Genomic DNA, 14,972 nt, shown 5'->3' on the forward strand with positions numbered 1-14,972 from the left:
TCTCTAGCACCATCATTGATCAGAAAGGCCACCAGGTTGAGCATCGAACCCGGAATCTACCAGCACTTCAAGGGCCAGCGCTACGAGGTGCTGGCCGTGGGGAAGCACAGCGAAACCGAAGAGCCGCTGGTCTTCTACCGCAAGCTCTACGACGACTACAGCTTCTGGGCTCGGCCGCTGGAGATGTTTGCGGAACACGTTGAACGCGATGGCTACAACGGCCCGCGTTTCGCCAGGATCGCCTAGGGCAAGTTGCAGATTTCCCTGGACCTACTGCGAGTCGGCAACGTTATAGCGTTCCAAGGCTTCGGCAAAGGCCGAGATCTGCTCTTCGCTCCAGCCCTCTAGACGATCGGTTACCGCAGCGCGGTGCACGGCGGCGGAAGCCTGAAGCCGCTCGCGGCCCACGCCGGTCAGTTCCACTACGCGGCCGCGCCCGGATTCCGCATCGTCATAGGCGATATATCCCAAGTCCAGCAGCGTGCCTACCTGCCGGGAGACTGTCGAGCGGTTCAGCGAGAACGCCTCGGCAATGTCGGTGGCCCGGGTTCCGGGAGTATCGGCAATGAAGCGCAGCAGGGAATGCTCCACGAGTGTCAGCGGCTCGGCCAGCTGGCGTGAGCGCGTATTGGCACGTCGGGTAATCATTTGCATGTGATGGAAGATCGATTGGATATCGGCTTCCCGCTGTTCCTTGCCCATGTTCCGAGTCTAGTACGCAGGGCTTTGCCGGGCACTCAATGTTGCATCATGCAACTTTAAGCGTATTCTTTAATGCTGATGACTCTCACCGACAACGCCCCGCGCCAATCCCCCGCTTCCAAGCATGCCGATAATCCGGCCAAGAAGAAGTCTCCCGCAGCCAAGCCGGCAGCACTGGGCTGGGGAAAGCTCGTGTTGACCATGCTGATCCCGTTCTTCCTGTGCGCCATCATGGGATTGTTCTATCTGGGGGCCTTCCACGCGCCCAGTCCGCACAACGTGCAGGTGGCGGTGGTGGGCGATTCCGCGCAATCCAAGGTTTTCGCCCAGACCCTGCAGGATGGGTCCGACGGTGCATTGAATGTGCGCACCGTCGCCGATGCGGACCAGGCCCGGAAACTGGTAGAGCAGCGCGAGCTCGTGGCCGCCTACGAAACCAGCGGCGGCACGGCAACGCTCTACAGCTCTAGCGCCGCGTCGGAAACCTCGGCGAATAACGCCCAGAAAGTCTTCTTGGACGTGGCCTACGAACAAGGCCAGCCATTGCGTATCGAAGATGTCGTGCCCACCGGCGAGCAGGACACCACCGGGCAGGGGCTGTTCTTCCTGCTGGTCGCCTTGAGCATTGGCGGCTACGCCAGCGCCGTGCCGCTGGCCGGGTTCATGGGCAAGGTCAAGCTGCCCGTGCGCTTCGCCATGGCGGCGGTTGCCGCAGCGGTGGTTGCCACAATCGCGGTGCTGATCGCGGGCCCGGTCTACCGGATCATCGAGGATCATTACGCGGGCATCTGGCTGATTTCCTGGGTTTACGCCGCCGGCATCACCCTGCTGGGCCTGGGCCTGCATCCGCTGCTGCGCCACTGGACCACCCCGACGCTGACCTTGTGCTTCGTCGCACTGAATTTCACCAGTTCCGGCGGGATCTTCCAGCCGCAAATGCAGCCCGGATTCTATGGTGCGCTCAATACCTTCTGGAATGGCGCCGGGTGGCTGCACGCAGTGCAGACCCTCGTCTACTTCCCCGGGCAGTCCATCGGCATGGATCTCCTGCGGCTAATCCTCTGGCTGATCCCCGGCATCCTGCTGGTCATCCTGACCCACGCGTGGAGCGTGCGCAGAACCCGCGTGGCCGATGAAAATGCCAGGATCCGGGACGTCGAGGAAACCGTCGCCGCGTAGCGGCACGCGCCGCGGGGATTGCTCCCTGCCGGATGCCGCTCCTAGCTGTGCAAGAGCCAGGAGCGCGCGGAGCCCAAGGCTCGGCGCAGTCCGCTCACCGCGTCATCCATGACCGCGGTTCCCACATCCTGGAAGGACCCCATGCCGCCGCGGTAGAGTTCCAAGGCCTTCCGGGCAGCCTCTCGCAGCTGCTCTCGGCTTTCAATATTCTCGAAGAGGCCATCAAGCCAGCGCGCCGCATGGGCGCGTTGCACGTCATGGTCCTGGGCCGCTGCGAGATGCAGCTTCTCGATAGCCGCGCGGATTCTGCCCAGTGCTTGCTCGACATTGTCCATGGCACAAGGTTATCCCGGCCGTCGGGCACTGCTGCCCGCCAGCCGCGCTTCAGGACTTGCCCAGCGGTATCAGGTCAAGTTGCGCGGTGATATGGCTGCGGACGTCGTTCAGTTCATCCATGTTGATCCCGTGGGCCAACCCCGGGTAGGTGCGGGCGGTCAGGGTCGAATGCTCGGGCAGGAACTTGGTGGTGCGTTCAATGGCGACCGGGGCAATGACCCGGTCTTCGGTGCCACGGCCCCAGAACACTGCTGGACGCTGCGCGGCGATGATTTCATCGGCTGACTGGGTGCCGCCTAAGACGAATCCGCCCAGGATCGTGGTGGCCAGCACCCGCTCGGGCCGGGTGCGCAGCAGCTGGCTGGCCATCAGCCCGCCCTGGGAGAAACCGACTGGAATGATCTTGGTGGCGGTGTCTACATTTGCATCGATCCAGGCCCAGATCGCCGCGGTGGCCGCTTGCACCGGCGCCGCGTCGGGGACGCCCGGAGTGGTGATCTGGAACCAGGCGGCCCCGCCGTGGCCCAATTCCAGCGGAGCGCGCAGCGAAGCCCAAGGCAGATCCAATCCCAGCGGTTCGGCGAGCGAGCCCAGGTCGTGTTCATTGGAGCCGAAGCCATGCAGGAAGACCAGCACGGCACCGGATTCCGGGGTGCTGCTCCAATTGGCGGAACGCACATCGCTCAACAGGTTGCTCATAGCAGGCCAACTCCTCATAAATTGTTTGCGGGCGGTTCCCGATGGTGGAATCACAGCCTTCCGGCGGCGTTCCCAACAAGGTTTAATAAGCCAAGCATACCGTAATTGATTGAAGATACAAGTAAATTTCATTGCCGCGATCCGTCACAGTACCCCGAGCGCCACCCGCTCGGAAAATCTGAAGCGAAGCGCACCCAAGTCCCGCTTGCCCTTCTGCCGGCCACCACAAGCGACCCCCCAAAAACCAGCTAGTCACCATGGATAACTCCGACATAAAGCAGGGTTCAAGCTAGTGCGAAGGCTTGCGGGCATTCCAGGGAAAATTCGCGCAATCTGGAGGGAACGCATCCTACTTCACGCAAAACCTTGTCACCAGAAAATCCTAGACAGAAACTAAAATTACTGTGATCATTTCGTGTTACTACCGGCCAGTAGCAAGTGTCTCCCATCTTTTACTCGAAGGACCACCATGCAACGACGCATACTTTCCGTTCTGGGCGCGCTGTGCCTGGCCGCTGCGACACTCACCGACCCGGCCATCGCGCCGAGCGCGGCAAGCACCGCACAAGCCGAAACAGTTTCGTCCCTGAACATCAGCCCATCCGGGGCTAATAATTGGGATTGCGCACCCGATACCGAACACCCCTATCCCGTAGTCCTCGTCCACGGCACCTTTGCCACCATGAACGTCAACTGGATCTCACTGTCCCCCAAGCTCAAGCGCAACGGCTATTGCGTTTTCGCACTGAACTACGGCTTGGAAAACGGCATCTCGGGTGCGGCGCATGTCCCGGACTCGGCAGCCGAACTGCGCGACTTCATTGACCGCGTCCGCCAGGCCACCGGCGCCAAGAAGGTGGACATCGTCGGGCACAGCCAGGGCGGAATGATGCCCCGCTGGTACATGGGGCACATGGGCGGAGCAAAACATGTCAACGAATTGGTGGCCATCGCCCCATCGAGCCACGGCACCCAGGGCATTCTGGTGCCGAGCGCTACCGGAGTCAGGATTGCCGGCAGCTACGCTGGCTGGATCTGCGACGCCTGCGCCGACCAGGTGGCGGGCAGCGAGTTCATGACCGAGCTGAATTCGATCGGCGACACCGTCGCAGGCCCGGATTACACGGTCATTTCCACCAAGTACGACGAGGTCGTCATGCCGCACAAGTCCCAGTTCCTGCAGGGAGACAGCGAGCACGTGACCAACGTGCTGCTCCAGGACAAGTGCCCGCTGGATGCCTCGGGACACGCCAGCATGGCCGTTGATCCTGTAGTCCACCGCTGGGCGCTCAACGCACTGTCCACGGATGGTCCGGCCGATCCGGGCTACCGCCCTTCCTGCTACCTGTAAGCGGGAATCGGCGCATCCCGGCGTCCGCGCCGATGCCGGGATGCGCCTGGCTCGCACCTAGGCAGAGCGCCAGCCAGCTACTAGATTGGTGGGCATGGACGTACTTTCCAGCAGGGTGCTGCTGCGGCCAATTGACCTGGCCGCAACCCAGCAGTTCTATCGAGATGTGCTGCAACTAGCCGTTGCCCGGGAATTCGGTCCGGCACAGCAGCCGGGCTTGGTGTTCTTCCTGGGCAATGGCCTGCTGGAAGTCTCCGGGCACCGGCCGCCAGGGAAGCCTTCCACGCTGGTACTGTGGCTGCAGGTGCGCGACGTGCAGGCAGAGCTGGAACAGTTGACGGCCCGCGGTGCGACGGTGCAGCGCGAGGCGCGCAAGGAGGACTGGGGCCTGATGGAAGCATGGATCCAGGATCCCGACGGCACCAGAATCGTGCTGGTGCAGGTACCCGAAGGACACCCGATCCGCCGGGACGTGCGCGAGCCCTAGCAACTGGTGCTGGCCTGCGCGGCTCGCCGCGATCACCACGTGTGCTGGCATCGAATGGGATCCGGCCACCGCCTGACCCCGGCGGGTACTAGCGGCTGGCGGCGAGGGCTTCGCGTACCTGCGCGGCAGCTTCGAGCAGCTGCGGCAAAACCACCTCGGCTGCCTGTTCGGCGCTCTGCGTAGTATCGGGGCGCACGCTCATCGACACGTTCATCGCGGCGACCACGGTGCCATCGGCACTGAATACCGGCACCGCCACCGAGCGCAGGCCGATCTCCAATTCCTGGTCCACCACCGCATAGCCCTGGGTACGGATCCGCTGAAGTTCAACGCGTAGCTGATCCGGGTCATCGATCCCCAGCCCGGTCATCGAATGCACGCCGGCGGCGATCACCACCTCGCTGATTTCTTCAGGCTGGTAGGCCAGCAACACCCTGCCCATGGAAGTGTTGGCCGCCGGGAAGCGGGTGCCCACCGAAATGCCCACGCGCATGATCGAACGGGTATGCACCCGGGCGATGTAGACGATCTGCGATCCGTCCAGGATGGAAGCGGAGGCCGATTCATGCACGGCGGCCGAGAGTTCCTCGAGCACCGGTTCGATCAGCTGCGGCAAGGTGGCGCTGGACAGGTACGAGTACCCCAGCTGCAGGACCTTGCTGGTCAGCTCGAAATGCTTGCCGTCGGTGCGCACATAGCCCAGCTCCACCAGGGTCAGCAGGAACCGCCGGGCGGTAGCCCGGGACAGGGAAGTCCGTCCGGCGACCTCGGAAAGGGTCATCGACGCGTGATCGGCATCGAAGCTGCTGATGACCGCCAAGCCGCGGGCCAGGGACTGGACCGATGTGGTTGTTGCTGCCTGCTCGCTCACCGTGCTCCTTGCGCGCTGGAAATGATTGCGGGGCGCACTTCCAAGACTCGGATGCGCACCCCACTAATCTACTGGGTCTTCTAGGCCTGGGTCAGTTCCACCGGGACCTTGGCGGCCAGCTCCTCGAAGCTGATGCCATGGGTGGAGCGCACGAAGACCTTGGCATCGCGCAGCTCGAAGACGGCCACTTCGGTGTAGATCCGCGAGACGCAGCCCAGCCCGGTGACCGGATAGCTCAGCGTTTCAACCAGCTTGGATTCCCCGGCCTTGGTGAACAAGCTCATCATCACCCAGGTCGCCTTGGCGCCGATAGCCAGGTCCATGGCGCCGCCCACAGCAGGGATGGCACCTTCGGCACCCGTGTGCCAGTTGGCCAAATCGCCATCCTTGGAGATCTGGAAGGCACCGAGCACGCATACATCCAGGTGGCCGCCTCGCATCATCGCGAAGGAATCCGCGTGATGGAAGAAGGAGGCGCCGGGCAGCTGCGTGACCGGGATCTTGCCTGCATTGATCAGATCCGGGTCGATGTCCTCGCCGGTGGCCACCGGGCCCATGCCCAGCATGCCGTTCTCGGTGTGCAGGGTGACGCCCTGTTCCTTGGTGAGGTAGTTCGAGACGTTGGTCGGCTGGCCGATTCCCAGGTTCACGAATGCTCCGGCCGGGATGTCCGCGGCAACGAGCTGCGCCATTTCATCGCGGGTGAGCTTTGCTTCGGTGGTGGTCATTGCGCTCATTACTTTTCCCCTCCCAGTTCCACCACGGTATCCACGAAGATGCCCGGGGTGATGACGTTTTCCGGATCGATGGAACCGGCCTGGACGACCTCGTCCACCTGCACGATGGCCGACTTGGCCGCGGTGGCCATGATCGGGCCGAAGTTCCGCGCGGTCTTGCGGTACACCAGGTTGCCCAGCGTGTCGGCCTTCAGTGCCTTGATCAGCGCGAAATCGGCGTGGATCGGGGTTTCCAGCACATAGCCCTTGCCATCGATCACGCGGGTTTCCTTGCCCTCGGCCAGCAGCGTGCCGTAGCCGGTGGGGGTGAAGAACCCGCCGATGCCTGCGCCGGCGGCGCGGATGCGCTCGGCCAGGTTGCCCTGCGGAACCAGCTCCAGCTCGATTTCCCCGGCCCGGTAGGCCTCATCGAAGTGCCAGGAGTCGGACTGGCGCGGGAAGGAGCAGATGATCTTCTTGACCCGGCGTTCCTTGATCAGCAGGGCCAGGCCGGCGTCGGCCTGCCCGGCGTTGTTGTTCACGACCGTCAGGTCCTTCGCGCCGCAGTCCAGGAGCGCGTCGATCAGTTCCATCGGCTGGCCGGCGTTGCCGAAGCCGCCGATCAGGACGGTGGCGCCGTCGGTGATCTCGGCGACGGCATCCGCGGCCGAGGTGGCAATACGTGGTGCCATGATGCTGCCTTTCTACAAGCTACTTGGTTGCGTTCACGTTCTCGACGACGACGGCCAGTCCCTGGCCCACGCCGATGCAGATGGCGGCGATGCCGAAGCGTTCGCCGGATTCCTGCAGCCGGCGGGCGACGGTGCCCAGGATGCGCAGGCCCGAGGCGCCCAGCGGGTGGCCGATGGAGATGGCCCCGCCCCAGGCGTTGACGATCCCCGGGTCGATATCCCAGGCGCGGATGCAGGCCAGGGACTGGGCGGCGAAAGCCTCGTTCAGCTCGACGGAGGAGATGTCCGACCATTTCAGCCCGGCCTTGGCCAGCGCCTTGTTGGCGGCCTGGACCGGGGCGAAGCCGAAGAACTGCGGGTCCAGGGCGGCGGCGCCGTTGGAGACGATGCGGGCGATCGGTTCGGCGCCCAGCAATTCGCCGCCGCGCTCGGATCCGATGAAGGCCGCCGACGCGCCGTCGTTCATCGGCGAGGCGTTGCCGGCGGTGACCGTGGCATTCTCCCCGGTGCGGAAGACGGTGCGCAGCTTGGCGAGGGTTTCTGCGGTGGAATCAGCGCGGATGGTCTCGTCGCGGGTGACTTCGGTGCCGCGCTTGTTCGCCGGCGGAACCGGGACCACCAGGTTCTCGTACTTGCCAGCCTCCCAGGCGGCCGCGGCATGCTGGTGCGAGGCCGCGGAGAACTCGTCCTGGTCCTCACGGGAGATGTTGTGCTTCTCGCGCAGCTGCTCGGTGGCCTCGCCCAGCGATACCGTCCATTCCCCCGGCATGGCCGGGTTGACCAGGCGCCAGCCCAGGGTGGTGTTGGCCAGTTCCAGATTGCTCATCGGGAAAGGACGCTCGGTCTTGGGAAGCACCCATGGAGCACGGCTCATCGATTCGACGCCGCCAACCAGGACCAGGTCCGCGTCGCCGGTGGCGATCTGCCGGGAGGCCGCGATCGAGGCATCCAGCGAGGAGCCGCACAGGCGGTTCATCGTGGTGCCCGGCAGCGAGGTGGGCAGCCCGGCGAGCAGGGTGGCCATGCGGGCCACGTTGCGGTTTTCCTCGCCGGCGCCGTTGGCGTTGCCGAAGATCGACTCGTCGATGTCCGCGGCATCCAGCTGCGGTGCGCGGGCTACCAGCTCGCGCACGACATGGGCGGCCAAGTCGTCGGGGCGGTGGCTGGACAGTGCGCCGCCGATCTTGCCGAAGGGTGTGCGGATTGCGTCGTATAGGTAGGCCTGCTGCATCATCTCACTGCTCCATCGCTACGGGATGTTCACATTGTGAACTTATGTTCGTATGTTGAACTTTATCATTTACCGCCGTCGGCTTCAATAGATTTCCCGCACCGAGGCACCGGCCACGAAAAAGGTGCCCCACCGCCTGGGCGGTGGGGCACCTCGGACCCGCAATCCCCTAACTGGGCGTTGAACGCGACATTCAACGGCTGCCACCCGCTGGCTGCGTCGAACACCGGCTCCTGCACCGCCAGGCTGCAAATGGATCCGATAAAGCTTCCGTCCTCGCCGTAGGCGATCTCATCCCATCTGGCATCAAGGTCCTGGCAGGACACCGGCTCGATCCCGCTGCTCGACTTCCCGCCGGAGTCGAGAACTTCCCCGGCGGCGCGCTCCAGCCCGAAGTTGGCGAAGGCAACCTTGCTTTCGCCATCCTCGTCCTGGAATTGATCGAGGCTGCTGGAGATTTCCGTGATGCTGAATTCGCCAGCTGCGATGCTCCCGCCCCCGGCGTAGGCCTGGTCAATCTGCGCGATCTGCTCCTGGCACAGCGCGCAGTCCGAGGCGGAGAACTCCTTGAGTGCCGCCGTGTCGCCGGTTTCCACCGCATGATTCAGCAACGCCACCCAGTAGCCGATGGCGGCCTCGAGGCCTTCCCCGGAATGCTCTTCGAGAACTTGGGGCCGCTGCGGAACTTCGGCGGCCTGCTGCGTGGAACCCGGGCCAGCTGCCGCCGTGGCGCCTGGCGGATTGCCGGATCCTTCCTCGGATACGCTGACGCAACCGCTGGCGGCGAGCATGAGCGCAGCCGACAGTGCAACAAGCTTCACTTCGCGAATTCGAACCATAACCGCCCGCTTCCAGTAGGTACGCCCCCATCCGCAACCGTTATTACATCAATCATTTGGAAAATAAGATGGCCCGGAGGTTAACTTCTGGATTGCTTTCGGCTGTTTGCAGCTCGTGTTCCCTGGTCATTCGGGCTACTCGTTGCTTCCTCAAGGGAGGATGGTTACGGCTGCTCGGCCAGCTCCCCGGGGCCCTTGCTCAGTTCCGAGCTGGTCATCGGTGCGCGGGATTCTTCTGCCCCGATGTGCTTGGGCTTCTTGCTGACGCCGAACTTGCTGCGCTCCACGACGGGGTTCAGCTTCCCGTCTGGATCCGGCGGCGAGTCGCGGTGCTCTGCCATGGTGTCCTCCCTCAGTCCTGGCGCGTTCACGGCTCCGGACCACTGCGGGCGCCTGGCCGGGCCCGCAGGCTAGTGGTCATCGGGATGCCTGTGCTCATCGTAGGCGTGCTCCGGGCTGCGGGTCTAACATTTCTCGTGTTGGCTTGCCCTGAATCGGCTTCTGGCGGGCCACTGGCGTGCTGGCCTGCTGGTCTAGAGTAGTTCCATGGCCAATTCGACCAGCGGGGACTCGATGCTGGACCGCCTGGTGCGGATCCTGGATGCCTTCGACGCGCACAACCCGCAGCTGACCGTCAACGCCCTGTCCCGCCGGGCCGATGTCCCCCGGGCCACGGCCTACCGGCTGGTCGAATCGCTGGTCTCCCACGAACTGCTCTCCCGCGATGACGATGGCCAGGTGCGCCTGGGCCTGCGGCTGTGGGAGCTGGCCAACCGCAGCGCTTCCACGCTGGGCCTGCGCCAAGCCGCCTTGCCCTTCATGGAGGACATCAACCAGCTCATCGGCCAGAATACCCAGCTATCGGTCCTGGACCGGGATGAAGTGCTGATCATCGAGCGCCTCTCCCGGCCCGGGTCCGTGGTGAACCAGGCCAGCGTGGCCGGCCGGATGCCGGTGCACCGCACCTCCATGGGCATGGCCTTGCTGGCATTTGCTCGGCCCGAGGACATCGCCGGCTATCTGGGGCGCCACCATGCGGCGGTGGACGCAACCCATCCGGATTTCCGCGCCGAGATCGCAGAGATCCGCCGCAACGGCTTTGCCTCCTTCGATGGATTCATCGACCCGGAGACTACTGGGGTCGCCGCCCCGATCTTGGACGAATCGGGCTACCAGCTGGCGGTGATCTCGGTCGTGGTGCCCAGGGGTTCGGGAAACTTGCAGTCCGCCGCGCTGGCGCTGCGCACCGCGGCCCGCGGCATTTCGCGGTCCTTGGCCCCGGCTTCCTGATTCCGGCTGGCCCCGGCTAGGCCCACTGGCCCTGCAGGGCCGCGAGCGTCTCGGTGACCATGGCGCTGCGGCTGACCGATTTCGGCATGGCCGCCACCAGCGAATTGGGCTCGGTGCGCTCGGAGAGCGGCCGGAAGACCAGCGGCCGGTCCTCCAGGCTGCTCTGCGTGGGCTGCATCAGCAGCGAGTAGGCCAATCCGCGGCCCACTACCGCGTGGATGGAAGGCACATTCGCCAGCAGCCAGCTGACCTGCGCGGTGGCCCCATGGCGCTTGAACTCGTCCAGCGTATGCTGCAGGGCGGGCTCCAGGTCCAGGAAAGCGGCCGGGTACCGGGCCAGCTGGGAGAAGCTGATCTGCTCGAACCCGGCCAGCGGATGCTCGGGGCTGACCACGACCTGGCGGTGGAATTCCTTGAGCACCACCAGCGCGCAGTCGGGCCCGAACTGGGTCTCGTAGCCGATGGACAGCTGGGTGCGGCCGGAAAACAGCGCCTCCTGGATCTCGGGGCCGCTGCCTTCGATGAAGCTGAGCTGCAATTGCGGATGCCTGGTGCTGAACCACTCGATGAGGTGCGGGATGACATGGACCGCCAGCGTGGTGAAGACCCCCAGGCTCAGCCGCCCGGTCAGTCCGGTATGCACCTGGGAAACGGCTTGGCGCAGGTGCTCCACCTGGTCGGTGATGATCCGCGCCCGGGTGGCCACCTCCTGGCCTTCGACGGTGAGCGCGATGCCGCGCCCGCGCTGGCGCATGGCGAGCGTGACCCCCAGCGCCTGCTCCAGCTGCCCCAGGGCCAGGCTGACCGCCCCCTGGCTGACGTGGCACAGCCGCGCCGCCTGGGTGACGGATTGCGTTTCGGCGACCGCTGCGAAGTATTCGAGTTGCCGCAATGTCAGTTCACTCATTAGTTCTCCTTATGCCTGTATGCAGTAATTCTAGCTAGGCAAATGTGACGGGGGCCACCAAGATGGAATGAGCACCAGGGGAAGCAGCCCTTCCCCGGCACCATCCGTTGAAAGCGAGAGATCCGCCATGGGCCAATCCGAAGAACCGGCCGACCTGATTCCCTACGTCGTCACGCTGGGCACCGCCGGCGGCCCGCGCTGGTGGAAGGACCACCGCGGCACCCCGCGCTTCGGCATCGCCACCGCGGTGGTGGTCGGCGAGACCTGGTACCTGGTCGATTGCGGCCAGGGCGCAGGGCGCCAGGCCAATGCGGCCGGGCTGCAGCTGCCGCAGCTGGGCGGGATCTTCATCACCCACATGCACTCGGACCACACCGTGGATTTGCCTTCGCTGCTGCTCTTCGGCGCCTTCGAGCTGAAGAACACCGAGCGCGGGCCGATCCCGATCGTGGGTCCCGGCGACCGCGGCAAGCTGCCGCCGCTGTCCCCGCGGGCCACCTCGGTGCCCGAGCCCATTGCCCCCTCGCGTCCGACGCCCGGAATCGAAGGCCTGGTCTCCGGGATCCTCTCCGCCTACGCCACCGACTGCAACGACCGGATCTTCGATTCGCTGGCGCTCTCCCCGGCCGTGCAATTCGACCCGCGCGAAATCCGCCTGCCCGAGTCGCTCGGCTTCGACCCGGATACCGATGTGGCTCCGCCGATGGATCCCATCGAGGTCTTCCGCGACGGCAACGTCACCGTGTCGGCCATCCTGGTCTCCCACCACCCCACGGCCCCGGCCTACGCCTTCCGCTTCGACACCGCCGCCGGTTCGGTGACGATCTCCGGGGATACCGCTCCCTGCGCCAACCTGGCCACCCTGGCCCGGGGCACCGACCTGCTGCTGCACGAGGCCATCAACCTGGAGGTCCTGGCCGCGCAGTACTCCGACGCGCAGATGCTGCAGGCCACCATGGACCACCACCGCCGGGCCCACACCACCGCCGCGCAGGCCGGCAGGATCGCCACCGAAGCGGGGGTCGCCCACCTGGCCCTGCACCATCTGGTTCCCAGCTACAGCCCTCCCGAAGCCTGGCAGGAAGCACGTACGGCCTTCAGCGGGCGGCTCACGATCCCCGATGACCTCGACGTGATCCCCTTCGGGCCGGCCGCCCGCGCCACCCCGGCGCCGGCCACGGCCAGCACCCGCAGCAACTAGCATCCACAGCAAAGCACCGAAAGGACAGGGCCATGAGCCAGAACCCGCACGCAGGACCGGCAACGCCGGCACCGCAAGGCACGACCTACCACGCCAACCCCAAGGAGATGCGCAGGATCCTGTTCTCCAGCTTCCTGGGTACGGCGGTGGAGTACTACGACTTCATCCTCTACGCCACGGCCGCGGGCATCGTCTTCAACCAGGTGTTCTTCGCCGGCCTGGATCCGAATGCGGCCCTGTTCGTCTCCTTCGGCACCCTGGCAGTGGGCTATATCGCCCGCCCGCTGGGCGCATTCATCTTCGGGAACCTGGGCGACAAGATCGGGCGCAAGGCCATCCTGATCACCACGGTGCTGGCCATGGGCATCGCCTCGACGCTCATCGGCCTGCTGCCCACCACCGCGCAGATCGGCCTCTGGGCACCGGTGCTGCTGGTCAGCCTGCGCATCTTCCAGGGCCTGGCCGTGGGCGGCGAATGGGGCGGGGCGATGCTGCTGGCCTTCGAGAACTCGAAGAAGAGCTCGCGCGGCTTCGCCTCGGCCTTCGCCTACATGGGCGCCCCGGCAGGCACCATCCTGGGCACGCTGATCCTCTCCGGGATGTCGCTGCTGCCCAAGGCCGAATTCCTTTCCTGGGGCTGGCGGGTGCCGTTCGTCTTCTCCGCGGTGCTCATGATGCTGGCGATCTTCATCCGCATGCGCGTTTCCGAGTCCCGGATCTTCACCGAGGTCTCGGCCGCCGCGAAGAAAACCAAGAAGCGCATCCCCATCGCCGAGCTGTTCCGGAACCACCGCAAGCCGCTGATGACCGCGGTGGTGGCCGGGCTCTCGGGCCAGATGGCCCAGGGGCTGATGGGCGCGTGGGCGATTTCCTTCGCCGTGCAGCAGGCCATCCTGGCCCAGACCGAAGTGCTGAACATCAAGGCCATCGGCGGGGTCTTCACCGTGCTGGCCATTATCACCGCCTCCAAGCTCAGCGACCGGCTGGGCCGCCGCCGCATCCTGATCTGGGGAAATATCGCCGCGATCATCCTCGCCTTCCCGGTGATGGCCTTGCTGGAGATGGGCAGCACCATGGCCTTCATGCTGGCCATCGTGCTGGGACTGAGCCTGGTCCAGGGATTCACCTCCGGGCCCTATGGCGCCTTCGCCGGCGAGCTGTTCCCGACCGCGGTGCGCTATTCCGGAACGTCGGTGGGCTACCAGCTGGCTTCCACCCTTGGCGCCGGGTTCACCCCGATGATCGCCACCGCCCTGGTGATCGCCGGCGGCGGGAAGCTCTGGCTGGTGGCGGTGCTGTGGATGGCATTCTCCGCCATGTCCCTGGCGGCGCTGCTACGCTCGCAGGACCGCTCCGGCTCCGAGATCCAGAACCTGGATGCGGAGATGGGCTCGGGCCCGCTGGTGGACAAGTCCCGCAGGGCGCAGGGCCAGGAGGCTGCCGCATTGCGCCACTGAATCCCGCGCGGCTTCGGCGCAGGTGTCAGCCGTGCTGCGCGGTATCCTCGCGCAGCAGTTCCAGCGCGGCGGCAACCCGCCGCGGCATGGTGTGCCCGGCGGGCAATACCGCCACCACCGAATTCTGCTCCATCGCATCGGCTACCGGCACATAGACGACCTCCAGCCCGTCGTAGGTCGTCCCGGTGGCCGGCACGCTGTTGGCGAAGGAATAGCCCAAGCCGCGGCCCACGAGCGAGCGGATATTCTCCATGCTGGTGCTGCGCCACCTGATGTCCAGCTCCAGCCCGTGCGACTGGACCAGCGCGGTCAGCCGCTCGGCGGTGGGCGGGACATCGAGGATCACCGCCGGCTCCTCAACGATCTCTGCCAGCCGCAGCGAGTCGCGCCCGGCGAAGCGGTGCCCGGCGGGCAGCATGATCTGCAGGTGTACATCGACCACATGCTCGCTGCGCAGGTCCTCGTCCGTCTGCCACGCATAGCCGAAGGCCAGATCCAGCTTCCCCTGGCGCACGGCGTCCTGGATCGGGCCCGGGGCTCCCTCGGAAATGCGCAGGTCCACCAACGGGTGCCGCTGGGTGAAGTACTGGGCCAGCGGCGGCACCAGCCGGGGCGCCAGCGTCGGGCTGCACCCGACGCGCAGGGCGCCGCGCATCTGCTCGACGCTTTCGGACACGGCCAGCTCGGCCTCGGCCACGCGCTCCAGGACCGACCGGGCATGGCGGGCGAATTCGGTGCCGGCCGCGGTGGGCAGCAGCTTGCGCGACCGGCTGCGGATCAGCAGGTCGGCGCCCAGGGATTTCTCGAGCTGCGCGATGGCCATGGAGGCCGCGGCCTGGGAAATATGGCAGGCGGCGGCCGCGGCAGTGACCGAGCCGTGGTCAACGACCGCCACGAAGTACTGGAATTGCCGCAGGGTCAGCTCAGCCATAAGTTCCTCTGATGGTTTGTATTGATTCAATTGATTATCCATATTGTGTGTCGCGGAGCACACTTGTTACAAGCCAAGCCACA

Annotated in this window: 18 protein-coding genes; 7 read left to right on the forward strand and 11 right to left on the reverse strand. The window is 65.4% G+C overall.

Features of this window, described 5'->3' with window-relative positions; translation table 11 throughout:
- The first annotated feature begins 36 nt into the window (after window positions 1-36).
- Entirely contained in the window at window positions 37-246 is a 210-nt protein-coding gene (locus ACFVHU_RS11040; protein ID WP_013347838.1) for a DUF1653 domain-containing protein, read from the forward strand.
- A 24-nt stretch (window positions 247-270) separates the two neighbouring features.
- Here the strand turns inward: ACFVHU_RS11040 and ACFVHU_RS11045 are convergent, their stop codons facing one another.
- On the reverse strand, window positions 271-702 hold the full coding sequence (locus ACFVHU_RS11045) for a MarR family winged helix-turn-helix transcriptional regulator (RefSeq protein ID WP_133834408.1): 432 nt from the start codon (window positions 700-702) through the stop codon (window positions 271-273).
- Window positions 703-774: 72 nt separating this feature from the next.
- Between ACFVHU_RS11045 and ACFVHU_RS11050 the strand changes: the two genes are divergently transcribed.
- Window positions 775-1,881: a hypothetical protein gene (locus ACFVHU_RS11050; protein ID WP_388024412.1), complete on the forward strand. Its 1,107-nt coding sequence runs from the start codon at window positions 775-777 to the stop codon at window positions 1,879-1,881.
- Window positions 1,882-1,922: 41 nt separating this feature from the next.
- Here the strand turns inward: ACFVHU_RS11050 and ACFVHU_RS11055 are convergent, their stop codons facing one another.
- Together ACFVHU_RS11055 and ACFVHU_RS11060 are read right to left on the reverse strand one after the other, a co-directional pair.
- The gene (locus ACFVHU_RS11055) at window positions 1,923-2,216 is read right to left on the reverse strand and encodes a DUF6966 domain-containing protein (protein WP_388024414.1); all 294 of its coding nucleotides are present in this window, start codon (window positions 2,214-2,216) and stop codon (window positions 1,923-1,925) included.
- Between the two features lie 49 nt (window positions 2,217-2,265).
- Window positions 2,266-2,916 carry an alpha/beta hydrolase gene (locus ACFVHU_RS11060; RefSeq protein ID WP_388024415.1) on the reverse strand — a complete coding sequence of 217 codons (651 nt, stop codon included), beginning with the start codon at window positions 2,914-2,916 and terminating at the stop codon, window positions 2,266-2,268.
- A 469-nt stretch (window positions 2,917-3,385) separates the two neighbouring features.
- Here ACFVHU_RS11060 and ACFVHU_RS11065 point away from each other — a divergent pair, with 469 nt between their 5' ends.
- Both ACFVHU_RS11065 and ACFVHU_RS11070 read left to right on the forward strand, forming a co-directional pair.
- Window positions 3,386-4,267, forward strand: a complete 882-nt coding sequence (locus tag ACFVHU_RS11065) for an esterase/lipase family protein (RefSeq protein ID WP_388024417.1) — start codon at window positions 3,386-3,388, stop codon at window positions 4,265-4,267.
- A gap of 94 nt (window positions 4,268-4,361) precedes the next feature.
- A complete protein-coding gene (locus tag ACFVHU_RS11070; protein WP_388024419.1) occupies window positions 4,362-4,754 on the forward strand; it encodes a VOC family protein in 393 nt (130 codons plus the stop codon).
- An 88-nt stretch (window positions 4,755-4,842) separates the two neighbouring features.
- Here the strand turns inward: ACFVHU_RS11070 and ACFVHU_RS11075 are convergent, their stop codons facing one another.
- From ACFVHU_RS11075 to ACFVHU_RS11100, 6 genes are all read right to left on the reverse strand, one after another.
- Window positions 4,843-5,625, reverse strand: coding sequence for an IclR family transcriptional regulator C-terminal domain-containing protein (locus ACFVHU_RS11075; RefSeq protein WP_388024421.1), 783 nt, complete (start codon window positions 5,623-5,625; stop codon window positions 4,843-4,845).
- An 80-nt stretch (window positions 5,626-5,705) separates the two neighbouring features.
- Entirely contained in the window at window positions 5,706-6,362 is a 657-nt protein-coding gene (locus tag ACFVHU_RS11080) for a 3-oxoacid CoA-transferase subunit B (protein ID WP_105658562.1), read from the reverse strand.
- A complete protein-coding gene (locus ACFVHU_RS11085) occupies window positions 6,362-7,033 on the reverse strand; it encodes a 3-oxoacid CoA-transferase subunit A (protein WP_105658563.1) in 672 nt (223 codons plus the stop codon). The genes ACFVHU_RS11080 and ACFVHU_RS11085 overlap by 1 nt, the downstream gene beginning before the upstream one ends.
- Window positions 7,034-7,052: 19 nt before the next feature.
- Window positions 7,053-8,264 carry a thiolase family protein gene (locus tag ACFVHU_RS11090; protein WP_388024653.1) on the reverse strand — a complete coding sequence of 404 codons (1,212 nt, stop codon included), beginning with the start codon at window positions 8,262-8,264 and terminating at the stop codon, window positions 7,053-7,055.
- 65 nt (window positions 8,265-8,329) lie between these two features.
- The gene (locus ACFVHU_RS11095; protein ID WP_388024423.1) at window positions 8,330-9,085 is read right to left on the reverse strand and encodes a DUF6318 family protein; all 756 of its coding nucleotides are present in this window, start codon (window positions 9,083-9,085) and stop codon (window positions 8,330-8,332) included.
- A 182-nt stretch (window positions 9,086-9,267) separates the two neighbouring features.
- Complete coding sequence (locus ACFVHU_RS11100) at window positions 9,268-9,444, reverse strand: hypothetical protein (RefSeq protein WP_388024425.1); 177 nt, start codon at window positions 9,442-9,444, stop codon at window positions 9,268-9,270.
- Window positions 9,445-9,649: 205 nt separating this feature from the next.
- On the opposite strand from ACFVHU_RS11100, the gene ACFVHU_RS11105 reads away from it, so the two are divergent.
- The gene (locus tag ACFVHU_RS11105; protein WP_388024426.1) at window positions 9,650-10,393 is read left to right on the forward strand and encodes an IclR family transcriptional regulator; all 744 of its coding nucleotides are present in this window, start codon (window positions 9,650-9,652) and stop codon (window positions 10,391-10,393) included.
- A 16-nt stretch (window positions 10,394-10,409) separates the two neighbouring features.
- Here ACFVHU_RS11105 and ACFVHU_RS11110 read toward each other — a convergent pair whose 3' ends face one another.
- The gene (locus ACFVHU_RS11110) at window positions 10,410-11,300 is read right to left on the reverse strand and encodes a LysR family transcriptional regulator (RefSeq protein ID WP_388024428.1); all 891 of its coding nucleotides are present in this window, start codon (window positions 11,298-11,300) and stop codon (window positions 10,410-10,412) included.
- A 127-nt stretch (window positions 11,301-11,427) separates the two neighbouring features.
- Here ACFVHU_RS11110 and ACFVHU_RS11115 point away from each other — a divergent pair, with 127 nt between their 5' ends.
- Together ACFVHU_RS11115 and ACFVHU_RS11120 are read left to right on the forward strand one after the other, a co-directional pair.
- The gene (locus tag ACFVHU_RS11115) at window positions 11,428-12,501 is read left to right on the forward strand and encodes an MBL fold metallo-hydrolase (RefSeq protein ID WP_388024430.1); all 1,074 of its coding nucleotides are present in this window, start codon (window positions 11,428-11,430) and stop codon (window positions 12,499-12,501) included.
- Between the two features lie 32 nt (window positions 12,502-12,533).
- On the forward strand, window positions 12,534-13,958 hold the full coding sequence (locus ACFVHU_RS11120; protein WP_388024431.1) for an MFS transporter: 1,425 nt from the start codon (window positions 12,534-12,536) through the stop codon (window positions 13,956-13,958).
- A 25-nt stretch (window positions 13,959-13,983) separates the two neighbouring features.
- On the opposite strand, the gene ACFVHU_RS11125 is transcribed toward ACFVHU_RS11120, so the two are convergent.
- Window positions 13,984-14,889 carry a LysR family transcriptional regulator gene (locus tag ACFVHU_RS11125; protein ID WP_388024433.1) on the reverse strand — a complete coding sequence of 302 codons (906 nt, stop codon included), beginning with the start codon at window positions 14,887-14,889 and terminating at the stop codon, window positions 13,984-13,986.
- Window positions 14,890-14,972: the final 83 nt, after the last annotated feature.

The organism is Glutamicibacter sp. NPDC127525, from assembly GCF_042672105.1.
Taxonomy (GTDB): Bacteria; Actinomycetota; Actinomycetes; order Actinomycetales; family Micrococcaceae; genus Glutamicibacter.

What these genes read in the sequence shown, in the direction of transcription:
- ACFVHU_RS11045 (WP_133834408.1), bottom strand. Translation starts at nt 702, where the DNA reads ATGGGCAAGGAACAGCGGGAAGCCGATATCCAATCGATCTTCCATCAC.
- ACFVHU_RS11050 (WP_388024412.1), top strand. Translation starts at nt 775, where the DNA reads ATGCTGATGACTCTCACCGACAACGCCCCGCGCCAATCCCCCGCTTCC.
- ACFVHU_RS11055 (WP_388024414.1), bottom strand. Translation starts at nt 2,216, where the DNA reads ATGGACAATGTCGAGCAAGCACTGGGCAGAATCCGCGCGGCTATCGAG.
- ACFVHU_RS11060 (WP_388024415.1), bottom strand. Translation starts at nt 2,916, where the DNA reads ATGAGCAACCTGTTGAGCGATGTGCGTTCCGCCAATTGGAGCAGCACC.
- ACFVHU_RS11065 (WP_388024417.1), top strand. Translation starts at nt 3,386, where the DNA reads ATGCAACGACGCATACTTTCCGTTCTGGGCGCGCTGTGCCTGGCCGCT.
- ACFVHU_RS11070 (WP_388024419.1), top strand. Translation starts at nt 4,362, where the DNA reads ATGGACGTACTTTCCAGCAGGGTGCTGCTGCGGCCAATTGACCTGGCC.
- ACFVHU_RS11080 (WP_105658562.1), bottom strand. Translation starts at nt 6,362, where the DNA reads ATGAGCGCAATGACCACCACCGAAGCAAAGCTCACCCGCGATGAAATG.
- ACFVHU_RS11085 (WP_105658563.1), bottom strand. Translation starts at nt 7,033, where the DNA reads ATGGCACCACGTATTGCCACCTCGGCCGCGGATGCCGTCGCCGAGATC.
- ACFVHU_RS11090 (WP_388024653.1), bottom strand. Translation starts at nt 8,264, where the DNA reads ATGCAGCAGGCCTACCTATACGACGCAATCCGCACACCCTTCGGCAAG.
- ACFVHU_RS11100 (WP_388024425.1), bottom strand. Translation starts at nt 9,444, where the DNA reads ATGGCAGAGCACCGCGACTCGCCGCCGGATCCAGACGGGAAGCTGAAC.
- ACFVHU_RS11105 (WP_388024426.1), top strand. Translation starts at nt 9,650, where the DNA reads ATGGCCAATTCGACCAGCGGGGACTCGATGCTGGACCGCCTGGTGCGG.
- ACFVHU_RS11110 (WP_388024428.1), bottom strand. Translation starts at nt 11,300, where the DNA reads ATGAGTGAACTGACATTGCGGCAACTCGAATACTTCGCAGCGGTCGCC.
- ACFVHU_RS11115 (WP_388024430.1), top strand. Translation starts at nt 11,428, where the DNA reads ATGGGCCAATCCGAAGAACCGGCCGACCTGATTCCCTACGTCGTCACG.
- ACFVHU_RS11120 (WP_388024431.1), top strand. Translation starts at nt 12,534, where the DNA reads ATGAGCCAGAACCCGCACGCAGGACCGGCAACGCCGGCACCGCAAGGC.
- ACFVHU_RS11125 (WP_388024433.1), bottom strand. Translation starts at nt 14,889, where the DNA reads ATGGCTGAGCTGACCCTGCGGCAATTCCAGTACTTCGTGGCGGTCGTT.